This is a genomic window from Klebsiella grimontii (genome assembly GCF_042137965.1).
GTDB lineage: Bacteria > Pseudomonadota > Gammaproteobacteria > Enterobacterales > Enterobacteriaceae > Klebsiella > Klebsiella grimontii.
The window spans coordinates 3,826,670-3,850,428 of the sequence record NZ_CP169721.1 but is presented as its reverse complement, the minus strand read 5'-3'; the positions used below and the strand labels follow the sequence as shown (position 1 = coordinate 3,850,428).

Genomic DNA, 23,759 nt, shown 5'->3' with positions numbered 1-23,759 from the left:
TCAGCCCTTTTTTAGTTAGCTGATGTCGACCTTCTGGATTTTGGTTTCCCGACGCATTGTCAGCGTAGAGCCCATTGACGCCAGGATAATCGCCCCCAGCGCCAGCGTTTGGGTCGCGGTTAGCGTTTCGCCAAGAAACACCATCCCGGAAAGCGCGGCGAGAGCCGGCTCCATGCTCATCAGGGTGCCGAACGTCTTGCTCGGCATACGGGTCAGGGCCACCATCTCCAGAGAGTAGGGCAGCGCGGTAGATAAAATGGCGATCCCGAGCCCCGGCAGCAGCAGTCCCCACTGAAATAGCGTATCGCTGGCCTGAATCATCCCCATCGGCACAAAGACCACCGCAGCGATCAGCGACCCCATGGCAACCGTTGCCGGGCCGTGCTCTTCCCCGGCGCGCTGGCCGGTCAGAATGTAAACCGCCCAGCAGGCGCCCGCGCCGAGCGCCAGCAGCGCGCCAACGGGATCGATCTGCGACACGCTTTGCCCCAGCGGCAGCAGGAACCATAGCCCGAGCACCGCCAGCGCCACCCAGACGAAGTCGAGGGGGCGGCGGGATCCAAATAGCGCTACCGCCAGCGGCCCGGTAAACTCCAGCGCGACGGCGACGCCGAGCGGAATGCGTTGAATCGATAAATAGAACAGGTAGTTCATCGCGCCAAGCGAGAGGCCATACAGCAGCAGCGGCAGACGCTGCTCCGGGGCAAAGCGCAGGCGCCAGGGTTTGAAGATGACCACCAGGATTAAGGTACCGAGCGCCAGGCGCAGGGCGGTAACGCCTGGGGCGCCGACCAGCGGGAAGAGTGATTTGGCCAGCGAGGCGCCGCTCTGAATGGAAATCATGGCGATTAAAATAACCAGTATCGGCAACCATGCCGGTACCTTACGAGACGAGCCGGGCATCCTTTCTCCTGTCAATTTTGTCAAATGCGGTAAAGGTTCCAGTGTAATTGAATTACCCCGCGCCGGTTGAGCTAATGTTGAAAAAAAGGGTCTTAAAAGCAGTACAATAGGGCGGGTCTGAAGATAATTTCACCACCAGATTAGGAATAATCTGGATACACGTCTGGCGCTTTATGAGCCTTAATAGGAGTATATTTGTAAAAAAGGTTTGTTTTCCAGTTTGTTATAGAAACGTAGAAACCTTTAGTTACATGAAAAAGTACGTTAGACAATGTAAAGTGAAAAGAGTTTCCCAAAAGTTTTTGTTATATTTAAGGCTTAGGACTTATTAGAAACACATTTGAGGTGGTTATGAATAAAATTGCACGTTTTTCAGCACTGGCCGTTGTTCTGGCTGCATCCGTAGGTACCACTGCTTTCGCTGCGACTTCTACCGTTACCGGTGGCTACGCGCAGAGCGACATGCAGGGTGAAGCGAACAAAGCTGGCGGTTTCAACCTGAAGTACCGCTACGAGCAAGACAACAACCCGCTGGGTGTTATCGGTTCTTTCACCTACACCGAAAAAGATCGTTCTGAATCTGGCGTTTACAAAAAAGGCCAGTACTACGGCATCACCGCAGGTCCGGCTTACCGTCTGAACGACTGGGCTAGCATCTACGGCGTAGTGGGTGTTGGTTACGGTAAATTCCAGGACAACAGCTACCCGAACAAATCTGATATGAGCGACTACGGTTTCTCTTACGGCGCTGGTCTGCAGTTCAACCCGATCGAAAACGTTGCCCTAGACTTCTCCTACGAGCAGTCTCGCATTCGTAACGTTGACGTTGGCACCTGGATTGCTGGCGTAGGTTACCGCTTCTAATCACTTCGGTGATATAAAAAATCCGCCTTGAGGGGCGGATTTTTTTTGCCTGCTGTTTACGCGTCTGAGTTAATTGATAGTGAACGCGTCGGTACCCAGATGGGTATAGTCCACTTTCTTCAGCTGGAAGTTGGTGATGTAGGTTGGGCCAGCCTTTTGTTCAGAGATGAAACGATAGCGCGGGGCAATCTCCTGAGCGCTGATCCCGGTCCACTGGGAAAAGAAGCTCAGGAAGTCGTTGGCGGAGCGCCGCGCTTTAATGACCTTATGCGCTTTATCATCGCTGGAGATCACCATAAACGGTACCTGGAAATTCTGCTGATACTTATCGTCGTGCGCCAGATACTGCACCTCTTTCCCGCGCTCTTTAAATGCCAGACCGTGATCGGAAAAATAGGTCATCGAGAAGGTTTCGCCAGAGTTTTGTAGCTGAGTATAAAGATTGCTCAGCAGCGTGTCGGTTTGCGTCATGGTGTAGAGATAGCAGGAGGTCTCTTTCGACTGAACAAAAACCGTGTATTTCCCTTTGGTGCGATCGCAGGCCTGCGGATGTGAGCCCATTAAATGCAGGACGATCAGCTGCGGCTGGGTACGGCGGGTGGCCAGCACCTGCGCGGTCAGCGTTAAGAGCTGCTCATCCTGGGTATTTTTATTGGCCTCGAAATCACCATTCTTGAGGAACTGAACCTCATCCGCGCGTTTGGCGATGCTGGCAATCGCCGTATCGTATTCGCCAATTTGCCCCTGATTCGAGAACCACCAGGTCTGAAAACCGGCGCGGTTGGCGAGGGTCACAAAGTTATCCTGAAACTGCGGCTTATCGTCGACCACCCGGTTGAGGGTTAAACCGAGCGACTTCTGCGTTGAGCCGCTGGCGGCAACGTAGTCATTGAACAGATAGCCTTTTACCGAACTGGCGAACGGGGTATTGTCCCAGTGGCCGCCAAAGGCGCCGAGCGCATCGCGACGGGCGCTCTCGCCAATCACCACCACATACAGATGATACTTCGGCTTTACCGCCAGTACGTGCCAGCTGTCTTTCATATTGGCGAGCTGCGCCATTCGCGCCTGCTCATCCAGCACTTCATTATTATTCACCACCACATCTTTAACGAAGCGGACGGCGGGATAGCCGGTATCGATAACCTTAAAGACGCCGCCCCAGGCGAGGTTTTGCACCGGCTGGAGAAAGAAAATCGCGGTGCAGAACAGCAGCCCCAGCGTCTCCATTTTCCCCCAGCGCGCCGACGTTTCCGGCTTGCGGCGTACGGCAATGACGCCGAGCGCAAAGATAAACACGGCCAGCAGATAGTTGTACCACGGGAAAATGGTCAGGATCTCGGTGGACTCTTCGAGGTTGGTGGCATGCAGCGCCAGCAGCGTATTGAAGTTAGGCGCGCCGTAGGCCTGGCCAAAAGGGTAGTACATGGCCGCCAGCAGCGAATAAACGCCGACCACCACTTTTTGCGCGCGCGGAAAGCTGCGCCACAGAAGATGCAGCACGCAGGTAAAAGCAACGGTATAGAGCAGGCTAAAGTCGTAGCCCAGCGCCAGGTTAATAAACAGCGATTGTAAAAAATAGAATCCTGTCCATGGGTTCAGTACCAGTCCGCGGGCGACCAGCGTTTCTTTCAGCGTGACATTCATAGTAAACAATCAAAAAAGAGCCATGTGCGTCCCCTGGCATCAAGGGGTAAAACCTGCTGGACAGTGCGTGAAGAGGGTCTCTGCGAGCCGCAGTAGTGGCAGGGCTGACAAAAGATAGGGCTTGCAAATGTTAAGGTCAACTATCCATAACGGATTGTTTTGGGAGAAAGCTTACAAAACTTGAAAAAAGTTGCTGAAGCGCTGAGTAATCAGCCAGTGTGGCAGGGAAATATGACAGAAAAATGAAGCGGCGTACCGCGACGCCGCGCTAGTTGTTGGGTTTATCCTGTGGGGGTTTGCCGTTGATCAGATCGCACAGCATACCGACAAGCATTAACCGAACTTTAAAAGGAGAATGGGTAAACACGTTTAAGCACCTCTTGAATTCATTCATAACGACCTCCTGTAACTTCGTCCTTCGCTCCCTGAAGGATGTGTGTATTACGTACAGATATAGCACAGGCTATATTTTATAGCTATGGCTAAAACGTTAATTTTTTGTTCTCCGTGCGCGATCCATTACAATGGGGATCCTTTTATATGATGCTTGATGCGTCACAGGAATGAGGAAGCACAATGAACCGTCGCGCAGGTAAGCCAATAACAAAAAAAGTGACGCAGCTAGTGAATGTCGAGGAGCACGTTGAGGGGTTTCGTCAGGTGCGCGAGGCGCATCGTCGGGAGCTGATTGATGACTACGTGGAGCTGATCTCCGATCTGATTATGGAAGTGGGAGAAGCCCGTCAGGTGGACATGGCCGCGCGTCTTGGGGTGTCGCAGCCAACGGTTGCGAAAATGTTAAAAAGACTGGCGAGCGTCGGGCTGATCGAACAGATCCCCTGGCGGGGGATCTTTTTGACTCCGGAAGGGGAGAAGCTGGCGCATGAAAGCCGGGAACGCCACCAGATCGTCGAAAACTTTTTACTGGTGATCGGCGTTAGCCCGGAGATTGCGCGTCGCGACGCCGAAGGGATGGAGCACCACGTCAGCGAAGAGACGCTGGCGATGTTTAAACAGTTTACCCTCAAGCAGGGGTCGCTGGGAGAATGAACCTCGTCTTTGTTCAGTCGCTGATCCGCGACCGCTTTTTACATCTGCTGCTGATTATCGGCGTTGTTTTAAGCTTCTTTGTTCCGTTTGCCCCCGCCGCCTGGCTTCACGCCATTGACTGGCATACGATTATCACCCTTAGCGGGCTGATGCTACTGACCAAAGGTATCGAACTGAGCGGCTATTTTGACGTCATTGGCCGCAAAATGGCGCGCCGCTTTGTGACCGAACGCCAGCTGGCCATTTTTATGGTGCTGGCGGCCGCGCTGCTTTCCACCTTCTTAACCAACGACGTGGCGCTGTTTATTGTCGTACCGCTCACGCTGACCCTGAAAAAATGGTGCGCCATCCCGACAAGCCGGTTAATCATTTTTGAAGCGCTGGCGGTGAACGCCGGGTCGTTGTTAACGCCTATCGGAAACCCGCAAAACATTCTTCTCTGGGGGCGCTCAGGTCTCTCCTTTCCGGCCTTTATCGGCCAGATGCTGCCGCTGGCGGCGGCGATGATGATCACCCTGCTGGCGCTGTGCTGGTTCTGCTTTCCCGCGAAACATCTCAACTATCAGAGCAGCGATAAGGCGCCATCGTGGCGGCCAAAGCTGGTCTGGAGCTGCCTGGCGTTCTATCTGGTCTTTTTGACCGCCTTAGAGCTGAAGCAGGAGCTGTGGGGACTGGCGCTGATCGCGCTGGGTTTTCTGCTGCTGGCGCGGGCGGTGATTATCAATGTCGACTGGACGCTGCTGCTGGTGTTTATGGCGATGTTTATTGACGTTCACCTGCTGATCCAACTGCCTGTTCTACAGCATGCGCTCAACGGCGTTGGCCAGCTCTCGGCGGGAGGATTGTGGCTGACCTCGATTGGCCTGTCGCAGTTTATCAGCAACGTCCCGGCGACCATTTTGCTGCTTAATTACGTTCAGCCCTCAACGCTGCTGGCCTGGGCGGTTAACGTTGGCGGGTTCGGCCTGCTGCCGGGCTCGCTGGCCAATCTGATTGCGCTGCGCATGGCCGGCGATCGTCGTATCTGGTGGCGTTTCCACGTCTATTCCCTGCCCATGCTGCTGTGGGCGGCGCTGGTGGGGTATGGATTGCTGCAGCTCTGATTTTCAGAGAATTGGGCAAGAAACGGACAGAAACGCCACATTCGCGCTCTCCTTTTCCGGGGTATAACTCTCTTCACGATGGTGAATCACCCTGATTAAGGAGAGTCCTATGCGTTATCAAAAACTGGGCCATACCGGCCTTTTTGTCTCTGAGCTGTGCCTGGGCACCATGACCTTCGGCGGCGAAGGCGGCCTGTGGGGGAAAGTGGGGCAGCTGCGCCAGGCGGAGGCAGAGCAGCTAGTGGGCAGCGCGCTCGATGCGGGCATCAACTTTATCGACACCGCTAACGTCTATTCGGAAGGGCGCTCGGAAGAGATTACCGGCCAGGCGTTGAAGAATCTGAAGGTGCCGCGTGAAAACGTCGTGGTGGCGACTAAAGTGTTTGGCGAAACCGGCACCGCAGGCGTGAACTCGCGCGGCAGTTCGCGCTATCACATCATCGGCAGCGTGAAGGAGAGCCTGCGTCGCCTGCAGCTCGATCATATCGATCTCTATCAACTCCATGGCTTCGATCCGGCGACCCCCATCGAGGAGACGCTGTATGCGCTGGATAATCTGGTGCAGCACGGCCACGTCCGCTACATCGGCGTGTCGAACTGGGCGGCATGGCAGATAGTCAAAGCGCTGGGCATTTCCGAACGACTGGGGCTGGCGCGCTTTGCCTCGTTGCAGGCTTACTACACCATTGCCGGGCGCGATCTGGAGCGCGAGCTGGCGCCAATGATGCAGAGCGAAGGCCTGGGCCTGATGGTCTGGAGTCCGCTGGCGGGAGGGCTGCTCAGCGGTAAGTACGATCGCGACGGACAGTCGGCGAGCGGCGGCCGTCGTCAGGAGTTCGATTTCCCACCGGTGAACAAAGCGCGGGCTTTTGACTGCATTGATGTAATGCGCGAGATTGCCGATGCGAAGGGCGTTTCGGTGGCGCAAATCGCGCTGGCCTGGCTGCTGCATCAGCCGGCGGTAAGCAGTGTGATCATTGGCGCGAAGCGCGCGGAGCAGCTCGCCGAGAACCTCGCGGCAACCAGCATTGTCCTCAGCGGCGACGAGCTGGCGCGGCTTGATGCGGTCAGCGCGCTGCCGCGAGAGTATCCGGGCTGGATGCTGGAGCGCCAGGGCGAATACCGTCGCGACCAGCTAGCACAGCAGTAACTTCCTCTCTTGCACGCCGGATCGTCTGTTTCGCGATCCGGCTTTTTTATCCGCTGCGCTCACAAAAAACGATCCCTGGGTTTGCCCGAAAATAAGATTTCGTTTATATGACTAGTCATGAAATTTATATGACTAGTCATGGGTGCGAGCGATGAACAGAACACTAGCGGCAGATTTTTTATGGGGTAACTCGGTTTCCAGCATGCAAACCGAGGGGGCGTGGAATGAGGGCGGTAAAGGGATGTCGGTTTACGATATCCGCCAGTCCGCGGAATTGACTTCCGACTGGAAGGTGGCGACCGATTCGTACCACCGCTACCGGGAAGACTTCGACCTGATGCAGGATTTGGGCATGAACTGCTACCGCTTCCAGATTGCGTGGAGCCGCGTTTGCCCGGAAGGCGACGGTGAGTTCAATGAAGAAGGTATCGCCTTTTATCACCAGTTTATCGATGACCTGATTGCCCGCGGCATTGAGCCGATGATCTGCCTGTATCACTTCGATATGCCGCTGTCGCTGGCTGAACGCTACAACGGGTTTACCGACCGCCGGGTGATGGAAGCCTTTATTCGTTACGGGCAGAAGATGATCGACTGCTTTGGCGATAAGGTGAAGTGGTGGCTGACCTTTAATGAACAGAATCTCTACCATATGCCGGACGCGTTTCTGATTTCAGGCTACATGCGCGGCGAGAAGACCCTGCGCGAGCTGTATCAGATCCAGCACCACGTGATGATGGCCCACGTGCACCTGACGCAGTATCTGCACCAGGCGAAGCCGCAGTGCCTGATGGGCGGGATGCTGGCCCACGCGCTGGTCTATCCGGCGACCTGTAAACCGCGCGATATCCTTTGCGCCCAGCAGCTCGACGAATTTTTAAACCAGAATCTGCTGCGCGCCTTCGCCGGGGAGGGCTACAGCCCGGAAGTCATGCACGTTGTCGCTCGCGAAGGCTTTGCGGATATCTACCGCGCAGAGGATCTGGCGCTGATGGCGCAGGTCAAAATCGACTATCTGGCCTTTAGCTACTACGCCAGCAAGGCGCTGGATAGCGATCCGATCCCGCCGGGCACGCCGGTGAACCACTACATGCAGTTCGGCGATAAAAAGAATGACTATCTGAACGCTACCGAGTGGGGCTGGCAGATTGATCCGCTGGGCTTTCGCACCATCATTACCCGCTACTACAACGACTGGCGTCTGCCGGTCTTCCCGATTGAAAACGGCATCGGGGTGATTGAGTCCTGGGACGGCGAGAACCCGATCGCTGACGATTACCGTATCGCCTATCATCGCGATCATATCAGCGCTATGAAAGAGGCGATATTTGAGGACGGCGCGCAGGTGATTGGCTATCTGGGCTGGGGGCTGATCGATATTCTCAGTTCGCAGGGCGATATGCGCAAACGCTACGGCGTTGTCTATGTGAACCGTGAAAACCACGACCTGAAGGACCTTAAGCGCGTTCCGAAGAAAAGCTATGCCTGGCTCAAGCGGGCCATTCGCAGCAATGGCGAAGAGATGTAGCGGCGCCTCGCGCGGGCAGATGGTATATTCTGCCCGCCAGTCGCTATCAGCAACGTAAAAGGATCGGGGAATGACGGCCAAATATCTGAGTATCGCGCGGGAAATCAAAAAACGTATCATCAGCCGACAGTACCCCGCCAGCGCGCCGTTACCCGACCAGTTCGCGTTAGCGGCGGAATTCAGCACCAGCAGGATGACCATCCAGCAGGCGATGCGTCAGCTGATTGTCGAAGGCCTTATCTACACCCGCAAGGGGCAGGGCACCTTCGTGCGCAAAAATTTCCTCCAGCTTTCGCAGTGGGAACTGCCCGGCAGCGACTATTTTGGCGCCACCAAAACCTGGGAGCACTTAGGGGAAGTGGCCAGCCGGGTGATTCGCTTCGAGCTGCGCTTTCCGACGGAAAAAGAGCAAACTTCGTTGCTGATTGACGCCGATGCCCCGGTCTATGATTTCGTTCGCCTGCGGCTGCTCAACGAGGAACCGGTGTCGCTGGATCTCACCGTGATGCCGGTCGCGCTGGTGCCCGGCCTGAATAAAACGCATCTCGAAGGCTCGGTGTTTCGCTACCTGCAGGAGACGCTGGGGCTCAAGATGATGGGATCGTATCGGGTGGTGCGGGCGATGAAACCGCAGGCGCTGGACAGGGAATATCTCAACTGCGAAGCGAGCGATCCGGTGCTGGAGGTGGAGCAGGTGATCTATCTGGAGGACGGTACGCCGCTGGAGTATGCCCATTGCCACTATCGCTACGATCACGGCGGAATTATTCTGGTGAATAACGGATAAAAAAAGGGCGGGCACCGGGCCCGCCGCGCTGCGCGATGCGCTGTTAGTTCAGACGCACCGGCATACCGGAACGGTTCTGGATCGCCTGATCGACCACGCTCTGGTCTACGTCAGTCTGGCTGGTAATCGCCTGTACGGATTTGGTCAGGTTAATCGGTACGATTTCGCCGCCCTGGAACTGCTCTTCAGTGGTGGACAGCGGGTTGTGAACTTCAATGAAGCGGCTGCCGTCAGGCTCGGTAGTGGCTTTTACCGGCTCATCGATAAACTCTACGCGGGTGCCGACCGGCACGTTTTCAAACAGGAATTTAATATCGTCGTTACGCAGACGCACGCAGCCGTGGCTGACGCGCAGGCCGATGCCGAAGTTGGCGTTGGTGCCGTGAATGGCGTACAGGCGGCCGATATACAGCGCGTACAGGCCCATCGGGTTATCAGGACCGGCCGGAACAACGGCCGGCAGCGGTTCGCCGGCAGCGGCATATTCAGCGTGCATTTTGGCGGTAGGCGTCCAGGTCGGACCGGCTTTTTTACGCTCAACTTTGGTTACCCAGTTGATCGGGGTGTCTTTGCCGAGCTGGCCGATACCGATCGGCAGCACGATGACGGTGTTGGTGCCCTTCGGATAGTAGTAAAGGCGCATTTCCGCGCTGTTGATGACGATACCCTCATGCACGGTGTCCGGCAGGATCAGCTGCTGCGGGATATTCAGCACGGTGCCGCCTTTCGGCAGGAAGGTGTCCACGCCCGGGTTGGCTTCCAGCATGTTGGATAAACCCATCTGGTATTCGGCGGCGAAATATTCCAGCGGCTGCTTGTTGCCTTCCGGAATGGTGATCACCTGGTTCTGGCCAATCAGACGGCTGCCGTCGGTAGGCAGAGGGTAGGTTACAGCAGAAGCTGTGTTGCAAAAGCCCACGATGGCGAAGGCTGCCGCGAAGAGTGTTGATAATTTCATAATCTTTATGTCGTGGGCGATATTAATGCCGCACAGGCCTTTGTCAGTTTAAACAGGAAGTCGATGGGAGCGCATTATATGTGCTTTCCGGCAAACAGGTAAATGAGATGTGTACGAAATCACATTTTTTTCCTGTGACCGTGAGTGTAGCCCGTCAACGCTGGCCCTGCAGGCTAAAAACGGGAGGGGATTACCCCTCCAGAAGCCGCGCCTGGAGCGCTTCTCGCGCCTGCGGCGTCAGCTGATACTCTTTTTCCAGCCAGGCATCGACGCTGGCGTAACGTTCATCGATGCCGGAAAGCGCGGCGGCAAGGTAAGATTCATGCACCGTCATCATTTCCGCCAGGTTTTGCCGACCGCGGACGGACAGCTCATTGCCGAGGGATGCGAGCAAAAAATCCTCGACCTGCGTCAGCATGCCCTGGGTGAGCAGGTACTCCTCCATCACCGTGTGGCGATCGCAGCCGAGGGCGAACAGCGTCAGCGCGCAGCCCACGCCGGTACGGTCTTTCCCTACCGCGCAGTGCTGCAATAGCGCGCCGTCGAAAGGCTCCATCAGCCAGCCGGCCAGCTGGCGATAAGCGGCGTTATTAAACGGCAGCTGGCGATAGAGCTCCAGCATAAACTGCTCGCCGTTAAGGGCGTTTAGCGTGGCGGCGTTGAGCTCGGTGACTTTGGCGTTGACGTCGCGAACGTGCGGATTCGCCGGAGCGTTGAGGTAGCGAGCCGCTTCGTTCAGCTTATCGGGGCTACGATTCACTTCTCCCGGGTCGCGATAATCAATGACCCGGCTCAGAGGGATGGCGTCCAGGTGGGTGAGGTCATCGGCCGTCATCATATGCAGCGAGCCGGAGCGGAATAGTTTTCCGGTCCGCACGCGGCGCCCGTCGGCGGTACGCTGGCCGCCCAGGTCACGAAAGTTGATACCGCCCTGCAGCGATAAGAAAGCCGGATGGCGGGAGAGTGTGGTCATAGGTTCCTTCCAGATTAAGGTAAAAAATTACGCATTAAGCAGTGTAACCGCGCAATATGACACGACCCTAACACAAGCGTCATTGATGATTTTATAACGCCCCGTGAAAAGTGAAGCATTTGCTGGCATAATGTCTGGTTCATCACACTTCTCATTCTCTATTTTCAGGATAACCCCGTGCTAGTATCCAGCAACGTCACCATGCAGTTCGGCAGTAAGCCGCTGTTCGAAAATATTTCCGTCAAATTTGGCGGCGGCAATCGTTACGGCCTGATTGGCGCCAACGGTAGCGGCAAGTCCACCTTTATGAAGATCCTCGGCGGCGATCTTGAGCCGACGCTGGGCAACGTCTCCCTCGACCCGAATGAGCGTATCGGTAAGCTGCGCCAGGATCAGTTTGCGTTTGAAGAGTTCAGCGTGCTGGATACGGTCATTATGGGCCACGGCGAGCTGTGGGAAGTGAAGCAGGAGCGCGATCGCATCTACTCCCTGGCGGAGATGAGCGAAGAAGACGGTTACAAGGTGGCTGACCTTGAAGTGCTGTACGGCGAGATGGACGGCTACTCCGCCGAAGCGCGCGCCGGCGAACTGCTGCTCGGCGTCGGTATCCCGGTTGAACAGCATTACGGCCCGATGAGCGAAGTGGCTCCCGGCTGGAAGCTGCGCGTGCTGCTGGCGCAGGCGCTGTTCTCCAACCCGGATATCCTGCTGCTTGATGAACCGACGAACAACCTGGACATCGATACCATCCGCTGGCTGGAGCAGACCCTCAACGATCGCGACAGCACCATGATCATCATTTCGCACGACCGTCACTTCCTGAACATGGTTTGTACCCACATGGCGGATCTGGATTACGGCGAGCTGCGCGTTTACCCGGGCAACTACGATGAATATATGACCGCGGCGACCCAGGCGCGCGAACGTCTGCTGGCGGATAACGCCAAGAAAAAAGCGCAGATTGCCGACCTGCAATCTTTCGTGAGCCGCTTTAGCGCCAACGCCTCTAAATCTCGCCAGGCGACCTCGCGCGCCCGTCAGATTGACAAAATTAAGCTGGACGAAGTGAAAGCGTCCAGCCGTCAGAACCCGTTCATTCGCTTTGAGCAGGATAAGAAGCTGTTCCGTAACGCTCTGGAAGTGGAAGCGCTGGCAAAAGGCTTTGACAACGGCCCGCTGTTTAAAAACTTCAACCTGCTGCTGGAAGTGGGGGAGAAGATCGCTATTCTGGGTGCCAACGGCGTGGGTAAATCCACAATGCTGAAAACCCTGGTCGGCGACCTGATGCCGGATAACGGTACCGTTAAATGGTCCGAGAACGCGCAGATTGGCTACTATGCCCAGGATCACGAATATGAATTCGAAAACGATCTGACGGTATTTGAGTGGATGAGCCAGTGGAAACAGGAAAGCGATGACGAACAGGCGGTGCGCAGCATCCTGGGCCGACTGCTGTTCAGCCAGGACGACATCAAAAAGCCGGCGAAAGTGCTCTCCGGCGGCGAAAAAGGCCGTATGCTGTTCGGTAAGCTGATGATGCAGAAACCGAACATTCTGGTGATGGACGAACCGACCAACCACCTGGATATGGAATCGATCGAATCGCTGAACATGGCGCTGGAGATGTATCAGGGGACCCTGATTTTTGTTTCCCACGACCGTGAGTTTGTGAGCTCGCTGGCGACCCGGGTGATTGAAATTACGCCGGAGCGCGTGGTCGACTTCACCGGTAACTACGAAGATTATCTGCGTACTAAAGGTATCGAATAATTTTTCTGTTGCTTGTCCCGGATTGCGGCGCCGCTGCGCCTTATCCGGGCTACCGGCCCGCAGACGGCGGTGAGCCCGTAGCCCGGGCAAGGCGCGTTGAGCTCCGCCCCCGGGAGCAGTTTGCAGAGTGGCAGAATTCCCCGGAGGCGCCGCTGCGCCTTATCCGGGCTACACCCGCCACTCGCTCCTTTCTTCACCGTTCACCCGCAGCCTGCGTTTTTCCCCCGCCGGCAACAATACCTTCAGCGCTTTCCACGCCGGACGATAATCGCCGCGCGCCTTGACCTTCAGGTTAATGCTGGCGCTATCGCAGACCATTTCCCATTCCACCCACAGCGCATTGCCGTTCCGGTAGCCCCAGCTTTCGCCGTCGTCTTCAAACAGCAGGCCGCGACAGGTCCCCATTCCTTTCAGCGGGAACAGTTTCAGCTCGCGGGTATCGTCTTTTTCAGCGCAAACGTGGCGAATGCGTTCGCTCAGCGGCAGGGCTGTCCCGGCGCGAACCAGCAGCGGCAGTTTTTCCAGCGGCGCATCAAGGACGATCCACTGGCCGCCTGCGTACCACTGGTGGCTGTAAAAGTCGTACCAGCCGTCCTGGTTTGCCGGTAACCACACGCGGCGCTGACGCGCGCCGGGTTCGACGACGCTGGCGACCAGCAGATCGCGACCCAGCAGGAAGTCGTCGCATTCGGCAAACGTCTGCGCATCGTGTTCGTGATCGAGGAAGGTCGGGCGCAGCATCGGTTCATCGTCGGCGTGAGCCTGCCACAGCAGGGTATAGAGGTACGGCAGCAGACGATAGCGCAGCTCAATGGCTGAACGGATCGCCGGGGTGACCTCCGGGTACATCCAGGCTTCGTTGACCGTCTGGTCGTCATTCCACGAGTGAATGGTAAACCGCGGATGCATAACGCCGTTTTGTACCCAGCGCACGAACAGCTCCGGGTCCGGTTTGTCGCCAGAGAAGCCGCCCACATCGTGTCCGACGTTGAACAGCCCGGACAAGCTCATACCCAGCCCCATGCGGGTGTTATAGCGCAGCGTCTCCCAGTTGGTGCGGTTATCGCCGCTCCAGGTCTGAACGTAGCGCTGCATCCCGGCGCAGCCGGAGCGAGAGATCAGATACGGGCGTTTCTGCGGCGCAAAGCGCTGCTGGGCCTCCAGCGACGCGCGCATCATCAGCAGCGGCATCACCGGGCGAATATGTTTGATAGCAATTTCGTGGCCGAATCCGTGACAGCGGGCTTCGCCGTCCCAGACTTCATACTCGTTATTATCGTTCCACGTGGAGTCGATGCCCAGCTCCAGCAATTGGGTCGTCACGCCTTCCTGCCACCAGGCGACGGTTTGCGGGTTGGTAAAGTCGAGATGCGACCCTTCGTCATCCCAGAAGCTGGAGCGCTCGGGAGCATCGGCCTGTGAATCGCGGATAAAGAGCCCGCGCTCCGCGACCTCGTGATAGCGCGGATGGTCCTGCAGCAGGCAGGGCTTAATATTGGCGGCGAGCTTCAGCCCGGCATCGTGGAAGGCCTGGCTCATCACCTTCGGCTGCGGCACCTTGTCGTTGTTCCAGTTAAAGACGTAGCGCTTGCCGTTAATCGAGGTATAGCCGGAAGAGAGCTGGAACGAATCGCACGGAATGGCGTGTTCATCGCACAGGCGGATAAAGTTCATCAGCTGGTTTTGCGCATCCGGCGCGTCGGTGTAGTGCATCGTCGAACCGCTGTAGCCGAGACTCCATTTCGGTCCGAACAGCGTTTTGCCGGTCAGGCGGACGAACGCTTTGGTGATATCCAGTACCCGCTTGCCGGAAAACAAATAGTAATCAATGTCTCCCGCTTCCGCCTGCCAGCGGCGATAGGCGGTATGGTAATTATCGATTTCGTTACCGAGATCCAGCCAGCAGCTGCTCAGGTTGTCGTAAAACAGACCGTAGCTGACATCGCTGCGCTGCGTGATGGTAAACGGAATATGTTTGTACAGCGGGTCGGTGCTCGCCGCGTTATAGCCCATGGCGTCGAGGTTACGCATCTCATAGCGTTTACCGTTACGCTGCAGATCGCCGGCCTTTTCGCCCAGACCATAGAAGCGTTCGTCTTTGCGTCGGCTCAGGTAGTGGGCAACGCCGTCGCCGTGCGCATTCGCCAGATAGGCGCTGGTGGGGCGGTCGTTCGCCAGCGGCTGCCACTCGCCGGCCTCATCGCGATAGCGCCATTCCAGCCACAGCGGCTGGTGGACGGTGACGCGCAGCTGGTCGGTGGCAATGGTCAGGGCGTCGCTATGCTCCGTGAGCTGCCAGGCGGGTAGGCTAAAGCCGCTCAGCTCTTCGCGCGGGCGTCCTTCCCACGGCACGTCCTGTTGGGGAGCGATACTCCAGGTGCGATCCAGCGCCAGCTGGCCGTGCCGCTTCAGCAGCACGCGGAACATATTTTCTTCCAGTACGTACAGACACAGGGTGTGCTGGCCGTCGACGAGCAGCTCAACGTGATGCTCCAGCCGTTGGTGTAAGGTCCAGTTTTTCAAAGTCTTCATTTTTTTACATCCACTCTCAGGCGCGTTTTGCGCGACGTTCAGCAATAAATGCCACCAGGAATACCGCGCCAATCAGGTCAAAGAACCCCATGGCGATAAATAGCGGGTTGAAGCCGATTTTGTCGGCGGTGACGCCAATTAACAGCGAGAACAAAAAGCTGGCGATCCAGGCGGCGGAGCCGCGCATCCCGTTTACGGTCGCCATCTGCCCTTTATCGAACGACTCCACCACCAGCGCGCTGAGCATGCAGGAGATAATCTGGTGGCCGAAGCCGCCAATTGAAATCAACACGATGGTGATATAGGGATCGCGGGTAATCGCCACGGTGGCGAGGGAAATCATCAGGAAGGCGCCGGTGACGGAGCTGGCGACCACCGAGTTCACCCGCGAGCAGCCGAACCAGCGGGTATACAGTTTGGTCAGATAGCCGCTGGCGACGCTGCCGAGGTCGGCCGCCAGAAACGGCAGCCAGGCAAACATGGCGATTTGCTTGAGATCCATGCCGTGCTCTTTCGCCAGGTAGAGCGGTACCCAGAAGCTCAGCACCGCCCAGGCGGGTTCCGCCATAAAGGCCGGAATGGCGATACCGTAGAAGCGCTTGTTTTTCGATACGGTTTTCAGCGCGGTAAAGAAGGGCAGCTTAACCGGCGGCGCTTCATTGTCCTGCTGGATAAGCGCCAGCTCGGCTTTGCCGAGGTTAGGGTGTTTTTCCGGGTTATGATAGAACGCCCACCACAGTAAGACCCATACGAGCGCCAGCGCGCCGGTGAACATAAATGCGCCCTGCCAGCCGAACGAGGCGTGCGCGAAGTAGATAATCGGCGGCGCCAGCATGGCGCCGATGGAGAAACCAACCCCGGCCCAGCCTGCGGCGATCGGGCGCTCGGATTTAGGAAACCACTCGCCGAGCGTTTTGGCGTTGGCTGGCGTCGCCGCCGCCTCAGCGCCGCCCATGAAAAAGCGCAGAATCGCCAGGTGCAGCCAGCTCCCCGCGCCGGCATGGGCGATGCAGGCGATGGCCCACAGCGTGGCGCAGATCATAAAGCCGAGCTTGAGGCCAATGACGTCGATAAGCCAGCCGCAGAGCGGCTGAAAAATGGTATACGCCAGCTGAAAAGCGCCGACGATCCACGAGTACTGTTCAGTGGTAATACCGAGAGAGGTTTTTAATTCCGGGGCGATAATCCCCAGCGAATTGCGCGTGATGTAGTTAACGGTGACGCCGAGCAAAAACAGCACCAGCATCCACCAGCGCAGGTTCTTCACTATGCGGCGCGATTTACTCACCGCCATATCGTTATTGAGGCCTTGGCTCATAGAACTCTCCACGAGACATGTAGTAGGGAAAATTGACCAACCCGCTTGCTGAGTTGTCGCTAAAATTTTCTATTTCGTTGTTTGTTAAGGTTGATGTCTCGACACTATTGGTTGACTAATCTCAAAGGTGTTGGACCAATTCAGGCTAAGGGAGAATGCGAGCGGGCAATAGCGACAATTCTGCAAATTTTTTCATGGGGCGATCGGGATCGCAGTATGACATCGCCAAATCGCTTAAAAATATTCACATTCTCGATATGAAAATTTTTTCATCAGCAAAGTAGAGCGCGATCACAAAATGGACAAAAAGCTTAAAGTGAGCGAAATCGCGGCGCGTACCGGGCTGTCGGTCAGCACGGTATCGCGGGTGCTGGCGGGGAAAGCGAACACCAGCGCCAGGGCCCGCCAGAGGGTACTGGAGTGCGCCCGCGAGCTGGGCGTGATGGAGGGTATCGCCGCCGGGCGAATGCTGCTCAACAACCTCGTGGTATTCGCGCCCCAGCGCGCTTTCGATGAGCGTACGGATATTTACTACTATCGGGTGATTCAAAGCATCAATAGCGCCCTTATGCCGCACGAGGTGCACCTGCGCTACTGCGCGCTGGAAGAGAATGACAGCGATGCCAATTTGTTTTTGCAGCGCATGCATGAAGCCTCGACCCAGGCCGCTATTTTACTGGGTATCGACGATCCGCATATTCACGATCTGGCGGCCGATCTGGCGAAGCCCTGCGTGATGATCAACTGCCACGACGCGGGAATGCGCTTACCCTCCGTCGCGCCGGATCATCGGCTGATCGGCCAGTTCGCCGCCCGCTACCTGTTTGAGATGGGGCATCAGGCGATCATGAACGTGATGTGCCTGCGCCGCTATACCATGGAGCTGCGTCTGCTGGGGATCAAGCAGGCGTGGCGCGCGCGGAATTTGAGCTTTGCCGAAAGCAGGGATCTCATTGATGTGGCCAATTTCAGCGCCCGGGATACCGAGGAAAAAGTAGGGGAGTGGCTGGATCAGCGCGGCGACGGCCCGCTGCCGACGGCATTCCTGGTGGGCGGTGATTTTATGGCGGCAGGCACGATCGCCGCCTTACAAAAACGCGGTTTGCGCGTCCCGCAGGACATTTCCGTCATGAGTATCGACGGTTTTAACCTGGCGGCGATTCAGGATGTACCGCTAACCGCCGTCCACGTCCCGCGCGATGAATTAGGGGTTGAAGCGGTGCATTTGCTACAGCAAAGACTGATCCGTCCCGATGCGCCGCACGGCGCGTTACTCTTGCATGGCACGCTGGCGGTACGCGATTCGGTGCGGCGGATACGCGCCGGTAACCGCCGTACCGCCGTTGAAGCGAAGGGGCTATATGACGATTAATCAACCATTCCCAGCGCGCGCTTACCGTGGATATTTAAATCATCCAGCGTGAAACGTCCTTCCCAGCTGGCTTCATAATCTTCGCGCGGGAAGTCGCCCGGCGAAGCGCCGCGCGCCAGCGCGACTTTGACCTTCTGCGCGTAGGCGAGGTTTTTCTCACACATTGGCGCGGCGGGAATATACATCACGTTGCCCCAGCCCTGCTGATTTTCCACCGGCGCGACCGAGTGGATCACGTCGCAGTGCCACCATACCGAATCGCCCGCGTTAAGCGCCGGAATAGAGCTTAAAGCTTTGATCAGCAGCGGATGCCATTTTTCCGAAATCGGCAGCACCTTACCCGGCGCGACGCCGCACAGTTCATCATCCGGGACATCATCGAGCAGCGGACGCAGCAGCACGTACGCCATCGCTTCCGGGATCGGCACCACGTGCAGCAGACCCTGATCGGGGATCATATCGGAGAGCGCGGTCCAGCCCTGGAAGGTGCGGAACACCGAGCATTTGGTGGTATTGTCGACCGTATACTCTTCGACTTCGGTACGGTGCGCCGCGTCCCACGGGTCGTAAGCATCAATATTGCCATTAAACACGTCGGCAAACACTTTCTGATAGGCCGGCAGCAGCCAGCGCTCCAGGGCGCCGGAGTCGGTATGCGCGCCCAGACCTTTCGAGGTGGTTCCCGGCGGGCGGCGGCGAATGCGGTCCGGGTAGATGACGCTCACGTCCGGGTTAAACCACTGTTTCCCGTCGCGGTTAAACGTCCACAGGCGGTTGAGGAACGACTGCACGGCGGCCATTTCGTCGCTCTGGCGCGCCTGCATCTGCGCCTGGGACCAGTAAATCGGATAGATTTCCGGCCGCGACGCCTCCAGCGAGCCGAAAAAGGTATCGCCCGGGCCTCTGTAGACATCATCAAAATGGTTGCGGTCGAGATAGTCGAGCATCGAGTTATCCCACGCCAGCGCCCGTTCGCGAGAAAAATGGCCTTTGATGACCGTGCAGCCGCGACGCTTGATGAGCTCGCGCTGGGCCTCCGGGACCTGGCCACGCGCAATCGCCTCGAACGGGATTGTCGGCCAGACGTCCTGAGCGCTGGCCTTGAGGGCGTCAATCTCTTCCAGACGCGCGGCGATACGCGCCGTCAGCCGATCGAACACCGCCTGTACGTCGCCAATTTGCGCCCGCAGCTCCCGCTTGATCTGGCGGATAGCCGCTTTAGGGTCGGCAGGTAAAGTTTCACTGGTATGGGTAACAGCCATGATGACCTCTCATCTTTCATTCGAAAGTAATAAATCTTACATATGATAATTTAAGTTAAAATTAAGTTAATGCAAGTTTAAAATTATGCAGAGGCGCACAAAACGGGAAGCCGGGGCGGTCAACCCCGGCGCGGCGTTACTGGTTGAAGGGGGCGGCGTGGTCGAGGACGGCCTGAATGACGTTCAGCGCGCCGTCGTGGTTATTATCATCGGTGGCAAAACGCGACACCGCCTTGATGCTGTCGGCGGCGTTGGCCATCGCGAAAGAGTATTTCACCAGCTTGAGCATTTCCGTATCGTTAGCGCTGTCGCCAATGGCCACGCACGCCTGCGGCGAGATGCTCCAGCGCTTCAGCAGGCGGCTGATGCCGTTGGCTTTATGCAGGCCGGGGATAATTAAATCGACGAAGCCGAAGCCGCTGGTGACCGGCTTCATGATGCCGTCCAGCGAGACGTGCAGTTTATCGATAAGCTGCGGGATTTCGCTATCCGGCAGGTTAAGCGAAAACTTGAACAGCTTATCGTCAATATCATGATAGCTGCTAATGCGCTGCAGGCGATGGTAGTGCTTTGACATCAGGGTGACGAACGCCTCGGGCGCGCGGTCGCTGACATAGGCGCTTTCGAGGCCGCAGGCGACGAAGTTGAGCTGCGGGTCTTTCAGCAGTTCGCCAATGACGACCTGGGATTCATGACGGGTCAGTTCGCCGTGGAACAGCTGTTGACCGTGTTCGTAAACCAGCGCGCCGTTCTCGGCGACAAAGGAGATGCGGTCGCGGATTTCCGGGAAAAAAGAGATCAGCTGGTAGTACTGGTTGCCGCTGGCGACAACGAATTCAATACCCTGCTGTTGCAGTTGCGCGAACTGCGCAAGAAAACGCGAGCGGTCATACTGCTTGGCGTCATTGAGAAAAGTTCCGTCCATATCGGTGACGATAACTTTAACGGTCATAACACATGCTCCTGGCTTAACTTCGACCAGTAACATTCTAATTACAATGTGATGGGGAGCACAAATTTATTTCGAATGAAAGTTGGCGTTCACCGATGTGCAGGAGAAAACCCCGGGTTGCGACGTAAACGCCTTACCCGGGGCAGTGGCCCGCAAACGGCTTCGAACCTGTAGCCCGGCTAAGCGCAGCGCAAGCCGGGGGACGTTATTTACAGCGTATGCTCGGTACGGGCGATAATATCGTCCTGAGCATCCGGCGACAGGGCGGTAAAGAACGCCGAGTAACCGGCCACGCGGACCACTAAATCGCGATACTGGTCAGGGTGTTTCTTCGCTTCAAGCAGCGTCTCGCGCGACACGATGTTGTACTGAATATGCCAGCCTTTATGCACCTCGAAGAAGGTGCGCAGCAGCACCATCAGTTTCTGCTTATCGGATTCATTCTCCAGCGTGGCCGGGTTCAGCTTCTGGTTAAGCAACACGCCGCCAAGAATCGAACCGGTCGGCAGTTTGCCCACCGAGCTGATGACCGCGGTCGGCCCGAGATGGTCGGTACCGGAGGCTGGGCTGGCCCCTTCCGCCAGCGGCGAGTGCGCCTTACGGCCATCCGGGGTCGCCATGGTCTGCGCGCCAAACGGCACATTGGCGGAAATGGACGAGGTGCCGGCGTAGTAGTTGCCGCCGATCGGGCCGCGGCCGTAGCGCGGGTTATGATACAGCTTCAGCTCATCGATATAGGTCTGGTAGGCGCGAGCCAGCAGCATATCCACGCTGTCCTCATCGTTGCCGTATTTCGGCGCGCCGTTGATTAAGCGCTGGCGCAGCTGCTCGTGGGTCAGGCCTTCGAAGTCTTCAGCCAGCGCCTTTGCCAGCGCCTGCTGACCAATAACGCCCTGATCGAACACCAGCTTCTTCACCGCCGCCAGGCTGTTGCCGAGGTTAGCGATGCCGACCTGTAGCCCGGAAACCCAGTCATATTTCGCGCCGCCCTGCTTAATGCTCTTCGCGCGCTCGATGCAGTCATCCACCAGCGCCGAGCAGAGAATATCGTGCACGTTCTCTTCCAGCATGGTGTCGACGACGTACTCAATCTCGATAGATTTGCGCGTGTAGTAGCGGATCTGCGTATCCCAGTCGGCCAGCACCTGCTCGAAGTTGTCGAAGTTGCCTTTCGACAGGGCGTGCTCCTGCGGCAGGAAGACCTGACCGCTGGTGGCGTCGCGGCCGCCTTCCAGGGTTGCCAGCATGACGCGGGCGAAGTTGATAAAGCTCATCCCAGTGCAGCGATAGCCCCATTTGCCGCCGACGGCGGTTTCGATGCAGCCGATCGCGGCATAGTCGTACGCGTCCTGCGGCTCAATGCCGAGTTTGATAAATTCAGGAATAACGATTTCGTCGTTATTGAACGCCGGCATGCCGAAGCCGCAGCGGATCACCTGCACGCAGGCGTCGAGGAAGTCGTTGCTCATGCCCGCGTGATAGCGCACGCTGAGGTTAGGCTGCGTTGAGCGCAGGCGACCGCAGGATTCAAGGATGGCGTAGGAGAGCGGGTTCACCGCGTCCTGCGCGTTGCCGTCCACCAGATTCTGGCCGCCGATGGTGACGTTCTGGTACAGCGGGCTACCGGCGGACGCCTTCGAGTGCGAGCCGGAGCGAATTTTATTCACCTCCAGCAGCTTCAGCCAGCAGCAGTGCAGCAGCTCGATGGCGTGTTCGCGATCCAATGATTGTGCCAGCTCAACGTCGCGGCGGTAGTAAGGGTAGAGATACTGGTCCATGCGGCCGAAAGAGACCGAGTGGCCGTTGGATTCGATCTGCAGAATCAGCTGGATGAAATAGCACAGCTGCAGCGCCTGCCAGAAGGTCTTCGGCGGCTCGTGGGCGATGATATCGCAGTTTTCGGCTATCGCCAGCAGCTCGTCGCGGCGGGCTTCGCGGCTCTCCGTCGCGGCCATGCTGCGCGCCAGCCCGGCGTAGCGCTTACAGTGTTCGCTGACCGCTTCCAGCACGATATCAATGGCTTTGAGGAACTGCTCGCCGTGCAGATCTTCCAGCACGGTCAGGTTAATGCGTGAACGGCGTTCGGCGACTTTCGCCCGCATGCCGTCGAGGCCTTTTTCCAGCAGCAGCGGATAGTTGACCGCAAGGTGAGCATCGCCGGAGGTCATATTGCCTTCCGCTTTGATAATGCCGGTCGCCAGCAGCGCTTTTTGCTCGTCGGTAAACATGCCGTAGCAGCGATCCTGAACGGTTTGACCGCGCCACCACGGGCACACTTCGTGGAGCACGCGTTTATTCTCTTCGCTAACGGCAAACCCGGCACCGGGGCGATCGGCGAGGTCGTCGATCTCTTTTTCGATCCAGCTAACGGTGTATTCCGGGAAGATAGGCGCCGCGCGAACTTCGCTGGCCTGGTTGCCGACGATCAGTTCATCGTGCTTAATCCAGATCGTGCGTTCCGCCAGGTGATGGGCCAGCGCCAGCGCGCGGCGTACCGGGATCGGTTTATCCAGGTGCTGTTGATAGGCTTCGGTATAGTGCTGGGCGCGCTCGGTACAGACCGGCGGCTTGACGATATGCACCAGCGCCATTTTATGCGCCTGAATGCGCGGGCTCAGAGTATCCAGTTTCAACGTTGTCATAAGGTTATCCTCGTAGAGTCGCCGTTAAACCTTTGCTCTGAGCATAGCGCTGCGCGAAGGCGAGCAGCTCGGGTGCAGCAAGCGGTTTATCCGGTGCGGTATAGGGCTGACTGAGTAATTGGTATTTATTCATTCCTAACGTGTGGTACGGCAGGAAGTGGATCTCGCCAACCTTTAAGCGGTCAGCGGCAAAATCGGTAATGGCGGCAATATCGCTTTCGTTGGCGTTAAAGCCCTGGATCAGCGGCACGCGAATGATAATTTTCTTTCCGGCCTGCGCGACGCGCTGCAGGTTATCCAGCACCCGGCGGGCGCTGCCGTCCGTCCACTGCTGGAAAATCGCTTCGTTGACGTGCTTGAGGTCGGCGAGAAACAGGTCGATAAACGGCAAAGAGGGCTCGACGTATTTCCACGGCACGTGCAGGCAGGTTTCGACCGCGGTGTGGATCCCCGCGTTGTGGCTGGCCTCAAACAGCTGGCGGGCCAGCTCGGGATTCATAAACGGCTCGCCGCCGGAGAGCGTGACGCCGCCGCCGCTGCGCTCGTAAAACGGTTGGTCGCGCAGCACCGTGGCCATAATCTCTTCGACGCTCTTCTCTTCGCCGCACACCGTTAATGCGGTGGTCGGGCAGCAGTCGCGCAGTTTGCCAATATACGCATCGGTGAGTTTTTCGCGGTGGATAATCAGGCCGTCCAGCTTGCGGGTAATCACCTCCGGCGCGGCCTGCTGGCAGAGGTCGCAGCCGTCCAGGCACAGGCGCGCGTCATACAGCAAATCCGCCGTGCGGGCGCGGCTTTCCGGGTTCTGGCACCAGCGGCAGCCCAGCGAACACCCTTTGAGGAAGACGACAGTGCGGATCCCCGGGCCGTCATGGGTTGAATAACGCTGAATGTTGAAGATCATAATTCACCCTCTAATTTGCATATGAAGATTAAATTACTTTCGAA

General features: G+C 57.3%; 19 protein-coding genes. 8 read left to right on the top strand and 11 right to left on the bottom strand.

Annotated features, from left to right (window positions below):
* Positions 1-15: 15 nt before the first annotated feature.
* A complete protein-coding gene (rhtA, locus tag ACE3MN_RS18110) occupies positions 16-903 on the bottom strand; it encodes a threonine/homoserine exporter RhtA (RefSeq protein WP_024360124.1) in 888 nt (295 codons plus the stop codon).
* Positions 904-1,254: 351 nt separating this feature from the next.
* Between rhtA and ompX the strand changes: the two genes are divergently transcribed.
* On the top strand, positions 1,255-1,767 hold the full coding sequence (gene ompX, locus ACE3MN_RS18105; protein ID WP_004130755.1) for an outer membrane protein OmpX: 513 nt from the start codon (positions 1,255-1,257) through the stop codon (positions 1,765-1,767).
* A 69-nt stretch (positions 1,768-1,836) separates the two neighbouring features.
* Here ompX and ACE3MN_RS18100 read toward each other — a convergent pair whose 3' ends face one another.
* Positions 1,837-3,414, bottom strand: a complete 1,578-nt coding sequence (locus ACE3MN_RS18100; RefSeq protein WP_024360123.1) for a phosphoethanolamine transferase — start codon at positions 3,412-3,414, stop codon at positions 1,837-1,839.
* A 268-nt stretch (positions 3,415-3,682) separates the two neighbouring features.
* Positions 3,683-3,808, bottom strand: coding sequence for a manganase accumulation protein MntS (mntS, locus tag ACE3MN_RS18095; protein WP_004130761.1), 126 nt, complete (start codon positions 3,806-3,808; stop codon positions 3,683-3,685).
* A 182-nt stretch (positions 3,809-3,990) separates the two neighbouring features.
* Between mntS and mntR the strand changes: the two genes are divergently transcribed.
* The 5 genes from mntR to ACE3MN_RS18070 all read left to right on the top strand — a co-directional run bounded on the left by mntR (position 3,991) and on the right by ACE3MN_RS18070 (position 9,032).
* Positions 3,991-4,464, top strand: coding sequence for a manganese-binding transcriptional regulator MntR (gene mntR, locus ACE3MN_RS18090; RefSeq protein ID WP_004130763.1), 474 nt, complete (start codon positions 3,991-3,993; stop codon positions 4,462-4,464).
* Positions 4,461-5,567, top strand: a complete 1,107-nt coding sequence (locus tag ACE3MN_RS18085; protein WP_049130080.1) for an anion transporter — start codon at positions 4,461-4,463, stop codon at positions 5,565-5,567. Before mntR ends, ACE3MN_RS18085 begins: the two co-directional genes overlap by 4 nt.
* Positions 5,568-5,676: 109 nt before the next feature.
* Positions 5,677-6,717: an aldo/keto reductase gene (locus ACE3MN_RS18080; protein WP_004135173.1), complete on the top strand. Its 1,041-nt coding sequence runs from the start codon at positions 5,677-5,679 to the stop codon at positions 6,715-6,717.
* Positions 6,718-6,868: 151 nt separating this feature from the next.
* Entirely contained in the window at positions 6,869-8,245 is a 1,377-nt protein-coding gene (locus tag ACE3MN_RS18075; RefSeq protein ID WP_098363081.1) for a glycoside hydrolase family 1 protein, read from the top strand.
* A gap of 70 nt (positions 8,246-8,315) precedes the next feature.
* Positions 8,316-9,032: a GntR family transcriptional regulator gene (locus ACE3MN_RS18070; protein ID WP_004135171.1), complete on the top strand. Its 717-nt coding sequence runs from the start codon at positions 8,316-8,318 to the stop codon at positions 9,030-9,032.
* 43 nt (positions 9,033-9,075) lie between these two features.
* Here ACE3MN_RS18070 and ldtB read toward each other — a convergent pair whose 3' ends face one another.
* Together ldtB and ACE3MN_RS18060 are read right to left on the bottom strand one after the other, a co-directional pair.
* Complete coding sequence (gene ldtB, locus ACE3MN_RS18065; protein ID WP_004130773.1) at positions 9,076-9,990, bottom strand: L,D-transpeptidase; 915 nt, start codon at positions 9,988-9,990, stop codon at positions 9,076-9,078.
* 190 nt (positions 9,991-10,180) lie between these two features.
* Positions 10,181-10,963 (bottom strand): tyrosine-protein phosphatase, encoded by a 783-nt coding sequence (locus ACE3MN_RS18060; protein ID WP_098140525.1) that lies wholly within the window; start codon positions 10,961-10,963, stop codon positions 10,181-10,183.
* 177 nt (positions 10,964-11,140) lie between these two features.
* Here ACE3MN_RS18060 and ACE3MN_RS18055 point away from each other — a divergent pair, with 177 nt between their 5' ends.
* Positions 11,141-12,733 (top strand): ABC-F family ATPase, encoded by a 1,593-nt coding sequence (locus ACE3MN_RS18055; protein WP_004135166.1) that lies wholly within the window; start codon positions 11,141-11,143, stop codon positions 12,731-12,733.
* Positions 12,734-12,901: 168 nt separating this feature from the next.
* On the opposite strand, the gene ACE3MN_RS18050 is transcribed toward ACE3MN_RS18055, so the two are convergent.
* Together ACE3MN_RS18050 and ACE3MN_RS18045 are read right to left on the bottom strand one after the other, a co-directional pair.
* Complete coding sequence (locus ACE3MN_RS18050; protein WP_375364127.1) at positions 12,902-15,265, bottom strand: TIM-barrel domain-containing protein; 2,364 nt, start codon at positions 15,263-15,265, stop codon at positions 12,902-12,904.
* 16 nt (positions 15,266-15,281) lie between these two features.
* The gene (locus ACE3MN_RS18045; protein ID WP_049133877.1) at positions 15,282-16,583 is read right to left on the bottom strand and encodes an MFS transporter; all 1,302 of its coding nucleotides are present in this window, start codon (positions 16,581-16,583) and stop codon (positions 15,282-15,284) included.
* Between the two features lie 298 nt (positions 16,584-16,881).
* On the opposite strand from ACE3MN_RS18045, the gene ACE3MN_RS18040 reads away from it, so the two are divergent.
* Complete coding sequence (locus ACE3MN_RS18040; protein ID WP_049085980.1) at positions 16,882-17,955, top strand: LacI family DNA-binding transcriptional regulator; 1,074 nt, start codon at positions 16,882-16,884, stop codon at positions 17,953-17,955.
* Here ACE3MN_RS18040 and ACE3MN_RS18035 read toward each other — a convergent pair.
* The 4 genes from ACE3MN_RS18035 to ACE3MN_RS18020 all read right to left on the bottom strand — a co-directional run bounded on the left by ACE3MN_RS18035 (position 17,952) and on the right by ACE3MN_RS18020 (position 23,715).
* Positions 17,952-19,217 carry a DUF1479 domain-containing protein gene (locus tag ACE3MN_RS18035; RefSeq protein WP_375364126.1) on the bottom strand — a complete coding sequence of 422 codons (1,266 nt, stop codon included), beginning with the start codon at positions 19,215-19,217 and terminating at the stop codon, positions 17,952-17,954. The genes ACE3MN_RS18040 and ACE3MN_RS18035 overlap by 4 nt on opposite strands.
* Before the next feature lie 136 nt (positions 19,218-19,353).
* Complete coding sequence (locus ACE3MN_RS18030; RefSeq protein WP_004135161.1) at positions 19,354-20,169, bottom strand: Cof-type HAD-IIB family hydrolase; 816 nt, start codon at positions 20,167-20,169, stop codon at positions 19,354-19,356.
* A 209-nt stretch (positions 20,170-20,378) separates the two neighbouring features.
* The gene (locus ACE3MN_RS18025; RefSeq protein WP_024360115.1) at positions 20,379-22,811 is read right to left on the bottom strand and encodes a formate C-acetyltransferase/glycerol dehydratase family glycyl radical enzyme; all 2,433 of its coding nucleotides are present in this window, start codon (positions 22,809-22,811) and stop codon (positions 20,379-20,381) included.
* Between the two features lie 4 nt (positions 22,812-22,815).
* A complete protein-coding gene (locus ACE3MN_RS18020; protein ID WP_024360114.1) occupies positions 22,816-23,715 on the bottom strand; it encodes a glycyl-radical enzyme activating protein in 900 nt (299 codons plus the stop codon).
* Positions 23,716-23,759 lie beyond the last annotated feature (44 nt).